Below are 11,896 nucleotides of genomic sequence, written 5' to 3' on the forward strand. Positions count from 1 at the left end.
CTAACATCGCGATCATGACTGAACTGTGGGTCGATCGCACCGGGACACGTCGTTACACCGGCAAGAGTTCGCGCGGTGCCGAAGTGCTCATCGGGTCCGAGGACGTCGAGGGTGTCTTCACTCCCGGTGAGCTGCTCAAGATCGCTCTCGCGGCATGCACGGGCATGAGCTCCGACCGTCCCCTCGCCCGCCGGCTCGGTGACGACTACGACGCGACCGTCCGGGTGTCGGGCGTCGCAGATCGTGACGAGGAGCGCTACCCGCGGCTCGAGGAGGTGCTGACGGTCGACCTCAGCGCCCTCGATCCGGAGGCCAGGGAACGGTTGCTCACCGTCGTCACCAAGGCCGTCGACAAGGTGTGCACGGTGGGGCGCACGTTGAAGGCGGGCACCGAGGTGGACCTCCGTATCGAGGTCGAGGAGTGACGGCAGTCGACCTCGAACGGCTGAGCGCGTGGGTCCACGGCAGTGTCCAGGGCGTCGGTTTCCGCTGGTGGACGCGGTCGCGCGCGTTGGAACTCGGGCTCGTCGGATCAGCGACCAACACGTCCGACGGCCGGGTGCACGTGGTCGCCGAGGGAGATCGAGCGGATCTCGAGGCGCTGCTCGCCGCACTGCGATCGGGTGACACCCCGGGCTCGGTGACCACCGTGGTGGACAACTGGGAATCCGCGCGCGGCGGACTCGACGGGTTCGTCGAACGCTGAGAGAGCAGGGCTGGGTAGTCTGAACCGCCATGCACCTCAAGAGTCTGACGCTGAAGGGCTTCAAGTCCTTCGCCTCGGCGACGACTCTGCGTTTCGAGCCCGGCATCACCTGCGTGGTGGGGCCCAACGGATCGGGCAAGTCGAATGTCGTCGACGCTCTGACCTGGGTCATGGGGGAGCAGGGCGCGAAGGCGCTGCGCGGCGGCAAGATGGAGGACGTCATCTTCGCCGGCACGTCCGGCCGCGCCCCGCTGGGCCGGGCCGAGGTGACGCTGACCATCGACAACAGCGACGGCGCGCTGCCGATCGACTATTCCGAGGTTTCGATCACCCGCCGCATGTTCCGCGACGGTGCCGGCGAGTACGAGATCAACGGCAGCTCGTGCCGACTGATGGACGTCCAGGAACTGCTCAGCGACTCGGGTATCGGCCGTGAGATGCACGTCATCGTCGGTCAGGGTCGACTCGCCGCCATTCTCGAGTCGCGGCCGGAGGACCGTCGCGCCTTCATCGAGGAGGCCGCCGGCGTCCTCAAGCACCGCAAGCGCAAAGAGAAGGCCGTCCGCAAGCTCGACTCCATGCAGGCCAACCTCGCGCGTCTGACGGACCTCACCACCGAACTGCGTCGGCAGCTGAAGCCCCTGGGCCGACAGGCCGAGGTGGCCCGGCGCGCGCAGACCGTGCAGGCGGACCTCCGCGACGCGCGCCTGCGCATCGCCGCCGACGATCTGGTGACACGCCGGACCGAACTGGCGGAACAGTCGCACGACGAGACGAAGGCTCGCGAGGAGTACGCCGCGGTCCAGGACGCGTTGGCCGAGGGCGAGGCGGTGCTGGCCGAGGGCGAGCAGGACCTCGCGCGACTCACCCCGAGCGCGGAGGCGGCGGCGCAGACGTGGTTCCAGCTGTCCGCTCTCGCCGAGCGTGTCGGCGCCACCGTGCGCATCGCGACCGAGCGGGCACGTCACCTCGGTGACGAGCCGGAGGACCGCCGCGGTCCCGACCCGGACGAGCTCGAGCAGCGTGCGGACCGGGTCGCCGAGGAGGAGATGCAGCTGACCGAGGCGGTGGAGTTCGCGCGCGCCACCCTCGATGCCGCGAGGGAGCAGCTCGCGGAACGGGAAGCGGCCGCGGCGGACGCGGAGCGCGCCCACGCCGCTGCCGTGCGCGCCGTCGCCGACCGCAGGGAGGGCCTCGCGCGGCTCTCCGGTCAGGTGGACGGGCTGCGCGCTCGGGCCGAGTCGTACGACACGGAGGTGGCCCGTCTCGCGACCGCGATCGAGGACGCGAGGCACCGCGGCGACGCCGCACAGGCCGAGTTCGACATCGTCCAGGAGAAGGTCGGCGAACTCGACGCCGGTGAGGCGGGACTGGACTCGCAGCACGAGAATGCTGTCGAGGCACTGGCCATCGCCGACGCCCGCGTCGCGGAACTGCAGACGGGAGAACGGGAGTCGAGCCAGCGAGTGGCATCGCTGCGCGCCCGGATCGACGCTCTCACGATGAACCTGGAACGCGGCGACGGCGGTGCGTGGCTGGGGGAGAAGCAACAGCACGGCGTCGTCGGCAGGTTGGGCGATCACCTCACCGTGCGGCCGGGGTACGAGGTGGCGGTGGCCGTGGCGCTGGGAGCCGCGGCCGACGCCGTGGTGGTCTCGTCGGTCGAGAACGCCCGCGAGGCGGTGTCGGCGCTCAAGAGCGAGGACGCCGGCCGCGCGGCGATCGTCTACCCCACGGGCGCGGCGTCCGAGGAGCGGACGATCGGCTCCGGCACCTCGATCCTGTCGGTGATCGAGGCGTCCGAGTCGGCGCGCGGCGCGCTCGCCTCGTTGTTGGCGGGCACCAGCGTCGTCGACACGCTGGAAGAGGCCACCGCCCTGGTCGAGGACAGTGCCGACGTGCGCGTTGTGACACGCGGCGGCGACCTGGTGGGGCGCGGGTGGATCACCGGTGGGTCGGACCGCCGACCCAGCACGCTCGAGGTGCAGGCGGCCATCGACGAGTCGGTGACCGAACTGGCGGCGACGGAGCGTCGGACCGAGGAACTCGCCGCGGCGCTGTCCGGGGCGCTCGCCGAACAGGCGGACCGCCGGGAGGCCGCCGATCAGGCGTTGGCCGCGCTCACGGAGTCCGACGCCGCGATGTCCGCGGTGTACGAGCAACTCGGCCGACTGGGCCAGGTCGCCCGTGTCGCGCATGCCGAGTCGACCCGGCTGCAGTCCCAGCGCGAACGGGCCGAGCATCAGCGGGACGAGGCGGTGACCGCGCTCGCCGAACTGGAGGAGCGCGTGCGCCGGGCCGAGGACGACCAGGGCGGCGACGCCGACGGGGACGGTGAGGCGGAGGAGTGGGCGCGGGCCCGCGAGGACGCTGCCGCAGCGGTCACCGAGGTGCGGTCCGTCGAGGTCGACGCCAGATTGTCCCTACGCACCGCCGAGGAGCGCGCCGACTCGGTCCGCGGCAAGGCCGACCAGCTCCGTCGGCAGGCACGGATGGAACGAGAAGGCCGTGCGCGGGCCGAGCGGGCACGGGCACGCCGCGTGCAGTCCGCTGCGGTGGCCGCCGCGGTCGCCGAGGCCGGGACTCGTGTCGCCGGACGGCTGGAGCGCGTCGTGGCGGACGCTGCCGTGCGCCGCGACGAACTGGCTCGCCGTCGTTCCGACCGAGCGGCCGAGCTGGACCGGACGCGGGAACAGGTTCGCGCCCTCGCCGCGCGCGCCACGCAGTTGACCGACGCGGTGCACCGCGACGAGGTGGCCAAGGCGCAGGCGGTGCTCCGCATCGAGCAGCTCGAACAGAACGTGGTGGAGCAGTTCTCCATCGCGCCCGACGACCTGATCGCCGAGTACGGACCCGACGTCACGCTACCGCCGACCGACCTCGAGATGGCGGAGTACGAGCAGGCGAAGGAACGCGGCGAGCAGGTGGTGGCCCCGGCCCCGATGCCGTTCGACCGCGCGGAGCAGGAGCGCCGGGTCAAGCGTGCGGAGAAGGACCTCGCGACGCTGGGCAAGGTCAACCCGCTGGCTCTCGAGGAGTTCGCCGCCCTGGAGGAGCGCTACAACTTCCTGTCCACCCAGCTCGAGGACGTGAAGTCGGCGCGCAAGGATCTGTTGGGCGTGGTCGCGGACGTCGACGCCCGCATCCTGCAGGTGTTCACCGAGGCCTACGCCGACGTCGAGCGCGAGTTCGTCGGCGTCTTCGCCAAGCTCTTCCCGGGCGGTGAGGGCCGACTGGTACTGACCGACCCCTCGGACATGCTCACCACCGGCATCGAGGTCGAGGCCCGTCCGCCGGGCAAGAAGGTCAAGAGGTTGTCGCTGCTGTCCGGCGGCGAGAAGTCGCTCACCGCGGTCGCGATGCTCGTCGCCATCTTCCGGGCCCGGCCGTCCCCGTTCTACGTCATGGACGAGGTCGAGGCGGCGCTGGACGACACGAACCTCCGTCGCCTCATCGGCCTGTTCGAGCAGCTGCGGGAGAAGTCGCAGCTCATCGTCATCACGCACCAGAAACCCACCATGGAGGTGGCCGACGCGCTGTACGGCGTGAGCATGCGCGGCGACGGCATCACGACGGTGATCTCGCAGCGGTTGCCCAAGCGTGCCGTCCTCGAGCCCGCGGGGGAGGTGGCGACTCCCGAGCCACCGTCCTGACAGGATGGTCGACGTGACTACCGAACTGTGGATCGTCGTGGCGGCCGTCCTCGCACTGCTCGTCGTCGTGCTCGTCGTCGGGTTGGTGTTGCAGCGTCGTCGCCGCATCTCCCTGGCCCGTCCGGACACCACCGAGCAGGTCCGCGAGGTCGACCGATCGGGTGGCTACAAGGCCGGGACCGGATTCGACTTCTCGCAGGGCACGGCGGCTCCGCCCGCGCCGGCGCCCCGGAAGCCGATCCCCGAACCCACCCTCGAGCGCACCGACACCGACGATCAGCCGCGGGTCGGTGACGACGCGTCGGTTCCTCGCGACGCACCCAAGCGGGGCATCACCGACATCTCGCTGCCCGACCCGGTGCTCGACGAGCCCGTTCCGGCCACGGAGGCACCGACTGTCGAGACCCCGCCCGTGGTCGTCCCTCCGGTGGAGGAGGAGACGCCCGCAGAACCGGCGAGCTCCGCTCCGGTGCTCGACGAGATCGAGCCGACGTCGGGCCGCCTGACCAAGCTGCGCGGTCGACTGTCGCGATCGCAGAACGCCGTGGGCCGGTCGCTGCTCGGACTGCTCGGTGGCGGCGACCTCGACGAGGACTCGTGGGAGGAGGTCGAGGACACCCTCCTCGTCGCCGACCTGGGAAGTGCGGCGACCGCCGAGATCGTTGCGACGCTGCGTGAACAGATGGCCGTGCGCAACGTGCGGACGGAGCCCGAGGCCCGCGCCCTGCTGCGCGAGGTGCTGATCGAGCAGCTCACCCCGTCGTTCGACCGCTCGATCCGTGCGCTGCCGCACGGTGACCGGCCGTCGGTCCTGCTCGTCGTCGGCGTCAACGGCACCGGCAAGACCACGACGACCGGCAAGCTCGCCCGCGTCCTGGTGGCGGACGGCCGTCGGGTCGTGCTGGGCGCGGCCGACACCTTCCGCGCCGCGGCGGCCGACCAGCTGCAGACGTGGGCCGAGCGCGTGGGCGCCGAGGTGGTGCGCGGCAAGGAGGGCGCCGATCCGGCCGCCGTCGCGTTCGACGCCGTGACGCGCGGCATCGCCGACGGAGTCGACGCCGTGCTCATCGACACGGCGGGCCGACTGCACACCAAGACCGGACTGATGGACGAGCTGGGCAAGGTCAAGCGCGTCATCGAGAAGAAGGCGCCCGTCGACGACGTCCTGCTCGTGCTCGACGCGACCATCGGTCAGAACGGTCTCGCGCAGGCGCGGGTCTTCGCTCAGGTCGTCGACATCACCGGCGTCGTGCTGACCAAACTGGACGGCACCGCCAAGGGCGGCATCGTGTTCCAGGTGCAGCGTGAACTCGGTGTCCCGGTGAAGCTCGTGGGCCTCGGTGAGGGCGCCGACGACCTCGCTCCGTTCGAGCCCGGCGCGTTCGTCGACGCTCTTCTGGGCTGACCGCGAGCCCCGCTCGGGCCGCCGAGAATTCGACTCTCATCGCGTCCTCGGCGGCCGAATCGGGTGAAAAGACCGAGACGCAACACGGTCGCAACATGATTCGGCTGTGCGTTCACACCGACGAAACACCGCAGTGTCGTCGCCGAAACGTCGAGTGAGCACCCTTCTCCTCAGGTCGTCAGCCGCCATCGGCTGGGGCGAGGAAGAAGGAGGAGGCTCAAGGTGGATTTTCCCACTATCGGTGCGCCCGACACCGGTGACACCGCATGGATGCTGACAAGCGCGGCATTCGTGTTGCTCATGGTTCCGGGTCTTGCGTTCTTCTACGGCGGCATGGTCCGCGCGAAGAGCGTGCTGAACATGATCATGATGAGCATCAGCGCGATGGGCGTCGTCGGCGTTCTCTGGGTGCTGTACGGCTACTCGGTCACCTTCGGCGAGGACAAGGGCAACCTGATCGGTGACCCGTTCCAGTACTTCGGGCTCAAGGGCCTGATCGGCGGAACGTACCTCGCCTCCGAGGACGAGGCCGGTGTGCTCACCGATGCCGCGATCCCGCTCGTCGGCACCATCCCCGCGACCGTGTTCGTCTCCTTCCAGGCCATGTTCGCGATCCTGACGGTCGCGCTCATCTCCGGCGCGGTCGCCGACCGCATGCGCTTCGGACCGTGGCTGCTGTTCGCCGGACTGTGGGCGACCCTCGTCTACTTCCCGGTCGCGCACTGGGTCTTCTCCTTCGACGAGGTCACCACCACGACCGGTGGCTGGATCGCCAACAAGCTCGCGGCGGTCGACTTCGCCGGCGGTACCGCCGTCCACATCAACGCGGGTGCCGCGGGTCTGGTGCTCGCCGTCATCCTGGGCAAGCGCAAGGGATGGCCGGGCACTCCGTTCCGCCCCCACAACCTGCCGTTCGTCATGCTGGGTGCCGGCCTCCTCTGGTTCGGTTGGTTCGGCTTCAACGCCGGTTCCGCCGTCGGCTCCAACGGCATCGCCGGTGCCACCTTCGTCACCACCATTGCGGCCACGGCCGCAGCCATGCTGGCCTGGCTCCTCACGGAGCGCATCCGTGACGGGCACGCGACGAGTCTCGGTGGTGCGTCGGGCATCGTCGCCGGACTCGTGGCGATCACCCCGGCCTGCTCCTCGGTCAACATCCTCGGTGCACTCGTCATCGGCGTCGTCGCCGGTGTGCTCTGCGCACTGGCCGTCGGCCTGAAGTTCAAGTTCGGTTTCGACGACTCGCTCGACGTCGTCGGCGTCCACCTCGTCGGCGGTCTGGTGGGCACGCTGCTCGTCGGACTGGTCGCCACCTCCGAGGCGCCGGCCGGTGTCGAGGGGCTGTTCTACGGCGGCGGATTCGACCAGCTGTGGCGTCAGGCAGTCGGTGCCGGTGCGGTGCTGCTCTACTCTCTGGTGGGTACGACCATCGTCGCGCTCATCGTCAAGTACACCGTGGGCCTCCGGATCGACGACGATGGTGAATCCATGGGAGCCGACGAATCGGAACATGCCGAGACCGCCTACGACTTTGCGGCACTCGGTGGGTCAACACTGGGACGTGTTCCCAGCAAGGAGGCGTGAGACATGAAGTTGATCACTGCAATCGTCAAGCCGTTCACTCTCGAGGACGTCAAGACGGCTCTCGAGCAGGCAGGCGTTCTCGGTATGACCGTGAGCGAGGTACAGGGGTATGGCCGACAGAAGGGCCACACCGAGGTCTACCGCGGTGCCGAGTACTCCGTGGACTTCGTTCCCAAGGTGCGCGTCGAGGTCGTCGTGGACGATGCGGCCGTGGACAAGGTCGTCGAGGTGATCGTCGAGGCAGCCCGCACCGGCAAGATCGGTGACGGCAAGGTCTGGGTCTCGCCCGTGGAGGCAGTCGTGCGCGTGCGCACCGGCGAGCGTGGCTCCGACGCTCTGTAGTTCCCGTCAGTCCGGCCGCGGATCCGCCTCGTTCGACGGGGCGGATCCGCGGCCGATCTGTTTTTCGGCGACACGACACCAGAAGGAGTGAGCCCCGTGGGAGGTTCCGAAGCAGCGGCGGATCTCGTCCGAGCGCGCGAGCAACTGCTCGCCGGCCAGGGCCGGAATCGACGACTGGACGCGACGGCGCTGCGCCAGGCGCTCGTCGATCTCCACGAGTTCTGGCTGACCACCAAGGGTTCCGAGGTGGGTATCAAGCCGGACAGCGGATTCGCCATCGTCGCCGTCGGCGGGCTGGGTCGTCGCGAGATGCTGCCGTACTCGGACCTGGACCTGGTGCTGTTGCACGACGATCTCGATCCCGCGCTCGTCAGCGGTGTGGCCGACCAACTCTGGTACCCGCTGTGGGACGCGCACATCAAGCTCGATCACAGTGTCCGCACGGTTCCGCAGGCTCTGGACGTGGCCGCCCACGACATGACCGCGGCCCTCGGTCTGCTCGACGCCCGACACATCGTGGGCGACGCCGAACTCAGTTCGATGTTGATCGACGGGATCCGGCGTCAGTGGCGCATCGGGATCCGCGATCGGTTCGACGAGTTGCACGCGCTGACCCGCACTCGCTGGGGGCGTAGCGGCGAGATCGCCCACCGGGCCGAGCCCGATCTGAAGAGTGGACGCGGCGGACTGCGCGACGTGCAGCTGCTCGACGCGCTCTCCATCGCGCAGCTCACCGACGCGATGCCGGGCCTCGGGCCCGAATTACCGGGCGGTGGACTGGATTTCGCTCACCGACGGATCCTCGACGTCCGTACCGAGCTGCACCGGGTGGCGGGCCGTGCCCGTGATCAGCTGCGAGCGCAGGACGCGGACGAGATCGCCGCCGCGCTCCGAATCGGCGATCGGTTCGATCTCGCACGCGTACTGAGTGATTCGGCGCGCACCATCGTCTACTCGACGGACGTGGGCCTGCGTACCGCCGGGAATGCCATACCGCGACGCGGACTCTCGCGTCTCCGCCGGGTACCTGTGCGTCGGCCCCTGGACGAGGGGGTCGTCGAGCACGCCGGCGAGGTGGTGCTGGCGCGGGACGCCCGCCCCAACAAGGATCCGGGACTGATCATGCGTGTCGCAGCGGCCTCCGCGGTGACAGGGATGCCGATGTCCGCGTCGACCCTGGGTCGGCTGTCCGACAGTGCACCGGAACTGCGCGAGCCGTGGCCGAAGGAGGCACTGAACGACCTGCTGGTGGTCCTCGGCTCCGGCCGCCGCGCCATCGACGCGATCGAGGCTCTGGACCGGACGGGCCTGTGGGGGCGTCTGCTTCCCGAGTGGGGGGCGGTGCGCGACCTCCCGCCGCGCGACGCCGTGCACACCTGGACGGTGGATCGCCATCTCGTCGAGACCGCCGCGCACGCGAGTGGTTTCACCACCCGGGTCGCGAGGCCCGACCTGCTGGTCCTCGGGGCACTGCTGCACGACATCGGCAAGGGCCGCGGGGGAGACCACAGCATCGTCGGCGCGGATCTGGCCACGCAGGTGGGCAAGCGGCTCGGTCTGTGGCCGTCGGACGTCCGGCTGCTCGAGGCGATGGTGCGCCACCATCTGCTCCTGCCGGACACCGCGACCCGACGCGACCTGGACGATCCCGCGACGGTGCAGCGGGTGGTCGACGCGCTGGACGGCGATCCGATCCTGCTCGAACTCCTGCACGCGCTGGCCGAGGCGGACTCGCTCGCGACGGGACCCGGTGTCTGGGGGGACTGGAAGTCCTCGCTCATCGGTGAGCTCGTGCGGCGCTGCCGCATGATCATGGCCGGTGAATCACTGCCGACGCCCGATCCGATCGACGCGGCGCTCGCGGCCCGCGCCGCCGAGGGCGGAGTCGACGTCGATCTGCAGCCGTCGGACAGTCCGCACACGTTCGAGGTGACGGTGACCGCGCCGGACAGGCTCGGCCTGCTGTCCAACGCGTCGGGCGTGCTCGCTCTGGCCGCGCTGCGGGTGCTGTCCGCGTCCGTGGTCAGCGCGAACGGGTTCGCGATCAACCGCTTCGTCGTCACGCCCACCTTCGGGGCGCCGCCCCAGCCCGGCCTGCTGCGCCAGGAGCTCATCCGGGCACTCGACGGGGACCTCGACCTGCTCGCGCAACTCGACCTCAAGGAGGCCGGGGCACGGATCGCCGCGTCGGACGGCGATCTCGGAGCGCTCGACTCGTCGGAGGTGCTGCTGTACGCGCAGGCGCCGCCGCGGGTGCTGTGGTTCGACGGTCCGGACGGTGACTCCGTGATCGTGGAGGTCCGCGCCGAGGATCGGCTCGGGCTACTGTGCCGGCTCTCGTCCGTCTTCGAGAAGCACGGTGCCGACGTGCGCTGGGCCAAGGTCACCACCCGCGGATCCTCGGTGGTGGACGCGTTCTGCGTCGACACCAGCGGGGCGTCGGAGGGCGGCGCCGGATCACGGGCTCAGCGCGAGGAGCTCGAACGCGCGCTGCTGGCCGTCGTCCCCGCCCTGCGTCCGAAGGAGCCCGAGTCGGACGACTGAGGTACGCGTCGGGCCGGGCCACCGCCGGGTCGATCGACCGTTAGTCTGGTCGACGGAGTCTTCACTTCTCTCGCGATGTTCAGGAGTATCGGTGTTCGAATCACTGTCCGACAGATTGACCGGAAGCCTCAAGGATCTGAGAGGCAAGGGTCGGCTCTCGGGCGCCGACATCGATGCGGTGTGCCGCGAGATCCGCCTGGCACTGCTCGACGCCGACGTCGCGCTGCCGGTCGTGCGCGCCTTCATCACCCGGATCAAGGAGCGCGCGAAGGGCGCCGAGGTCTCGGCTGCTCTCAACCCCGCGCAGCAGGTCGTCAAGATCGTCAACGACGAGCTCGTCGGCATCCTCGGTGGCGAGACCCGGCGGGTGGAGTTCGCGAAGAACCCGCCGACCGTCATCATGCTGGCCGGTCTGCAGGGCTCCGGTAAGACGACGCTCGCGGGCAAGCTCGCCAAGTGGCTGAAGGACCAGAACCACACCCCGCTCCTCGTGGCCTGCGACCTCCAGCGCCCCGGTGCCGTGAGTCAGCTCCAGATCGTCGGCGAGCGTGCCGGCGCCGCGGTGTTCGCGCCTCATCCGGGCACGTCGATCGGCGGCGGCGAGAACGCCCTCGGCGTGACCGCGGCCGATCCGGTGGAGGTCGCTCGCGCCGGTGTCGCGGAGGCCAGGGCCAAGCAGTACGACGTCGTCATCGTCGACACCGCGGGCCGTCTCGGTATCGACACCGAGCTCATGGGCCAGGCCGCCGGTATCCGCGACGCGACGAACCCCGACGAGATCCTGTTCGTGCTCGACGCGATGATCGGCCAGGACGCCGTCAGCACGGCGCAGGCCTTCCAGGACGGTGTCGGCTTCACCGGCGTCGTGCTGACCAAGCTCGACGGCGACGCCCGCGGTGGCGCCGCGCTGAGCGTCCGCGAGGTCACCGGTCGACCGATCATGTTCGCGTCGACGGGCGAGAAGCTCGAGGACTTCGAGATCTTCCACCCGGATCGCATGGCGAGCCGCATCCTCGGCATGGGCGACCTGCTCAGCCTCATCGAGCAGGCCGAGACCGTCTTCGACGCGAAGCAGGCGGAGGACACCGCCGCGAAGATCGGGTCCGGCCAGTTGACGCTCGAGGACTTCCTCGAGCAGATGATGGCGATCCGCAAGATGGGACCGATCGGCAACCTGCTCGGCATGCTGCCCGGTGCCGGTCAGATGAAGGACGCCCTCGCGTCGGTGGACGACAAGCAGCTCGACCGCGTGCAGGCCATCATCCGCGGTATGACACCCGCCGAGCGGGCCGATCCGAAGATGATCAACGCCTCCCGTCGTCTGCGCATCGCCAACGGTTCCGGTGTGAAGGTCTCCGACGTCAACCAGCTCGTCGACCGCTTCTTCGAGGCCCGCAAGATGATGGCGTCGATGGCCGGCCGCATGGGCATGCCCGGCGCGCGTAAGCAGGTTCAGCGCAGCAACAAGAAGGGCAAGAAGGGGAAGAAGGGCGGTCGCGGACCCACACCGCCGAAGGGCGTGCGGGGAGGCTTCCCCGGTATGCCGGGCGGAATGCCCGCGGGGATGCCCGATCTGTCCTCGATGCCGAAGGGCCTCGACCAGCTTCCGCCGGGCCTCGAGGGCATCGACCTGTCGCAGCTGAAGCTCCCCAAGAAGTAGGG

8 protein-coding genes are annotated in these 11,896 nt (G+C 69.8%); all 8 read left to right on the forward strand.

Annotated elements, in window-relative coordinates:
- Window positions 1-14: 14 nt before the first annotated feature.
- The 8 genes from HQ306_RS09390 (at window position 15) to ffh (ending at window position 11,894) form a co-directional block, all read left to right on the forward strand.
- A complete protein-coding gene (locus HQ306_RS09390; protein ID WP_056445078.1) occupies window positions 15-425 on the forward strand; it encodes an OsmC family protein in 411 nt (136 codons plus the stop codon).
- Window positions 422-706: an acylphosphatase gene (locus tag HQ306_RS09395; RefSeq protein WP_027505005.1), complete on the forward strand. Its 285-nt coding sequence runs from the start codon at window positions 422-424 to the stop codon at window positions 704-706. Before HQ306_RS09390 ends, HQ306_RS09395 begins: the two co-directional genes overlap by 4 nt.
- A gap of 29 nt (window positions 707-735) precedes the next feature.
- Window positions 736-4,359, forward strand: coding sequence for a chromosome segregation protein SMC (gene smc, locus HQ306_RS09400; protein WP_222630742.1), 3,624 nt, complete (start codon window positions 736-738; stop codon window positions 4,357-4,359).
- 4 nt (window positions 4,360-4,363) lie between these two features.
- Window positions 4,364-5,764 (forward strand): signal recognition particle-docking protein FtsY, encoded by a 1,401-nt coding sequence (gene ftsY / locus HQ306_RS09405; protein ID WP_222630744.1) that lies wholly within the window; start codon window positions 4,364-4,366, stop codon window positions 5,762-5,764.
- 222 nt (window positions 5,765-5,986) lie between these two features.
- Complete coding sequence (locus HQ306_RS09410; protein WP_027505008.1) at window positions 5,987-7,348, forward strand: ammonium transporter; 1,362 nt, start codon at window positions 5,987-5,989, stop codon at window positions 7,346-7,348.
- Between the two features lie 3 nt (window positions 7,349-7,351).
- Window positions 7,352-7,690, forward strand: coding sequence for a P-II family nitrogen regulator (locus tag HQ306_RS09415; RefSeq protein ID WP_027505009.1), 339 nt, complete (start codon window positions 7,352-7,354; stop codon window positions 7,688-7,690).
- Between the two features lie 57 nt (window positions 7,691-7,747).
- Window positions 7,748-10,234, forward strand: a complete 2,487-nt coding sequence (locus HQ306_RS09420) for a [protein-PII] uridylyltransferase (RefSeq protein WP_261769525.1) — start codon at window positions 7,748-7,750, stop codon at window positions 10,232-10,234.
- 91 nt (window positions 10,235-10,325) lie between these two features.
- Entirely contained in the window at window positions 10,326-11,894 is a 1,569-nt protein-coding gene (gene ffh / locus HQ306_RS09425; protein ID WP_056445067.1) for a signal recognition particle protein, read from the forward strand.
- Window positions 11,895-11,896 lie beyond the last annotated feature (2 nt).

This window comes from Rhodococcus sp. BP-160 (genome assembly GCF_019836205.1).
Classification (GTDB): domain Bacteria; phylum Actinomycetota; class Actinomycetes; order Mycobacteriales; family Mycobacteriaceae; genus Rhodococcoides.

Coding starts and splice junctions, on each gene's coding strand:
- HQ306_RS09415 (WP_027505009.1), top strand. CDS start 7,352: ATGAAGTTGATCACTGCAATCGTCAAGCCGTTCACTCTCGAGGACGTC.
- ftsY (WP_222630744.1), top strand. CDS start 4,364: ATGGTCGACGTGACTACCGAACTGTGGATCGTCGTGGCGGCCGTCCTC.
- HQ306_RS09390 (WP_056445078.1), top strand. CDS start 15: ATGACTGAACTGTGGGTCGATCGCACCGGGACACGTCGTTACACCGGC.
- smc (WP_222630742.1), top strand. CDS start 736: ATGCACCTCAAGAGTCTGACGCTGAAGGGCTTCAAGTCCTTCGCCTCG.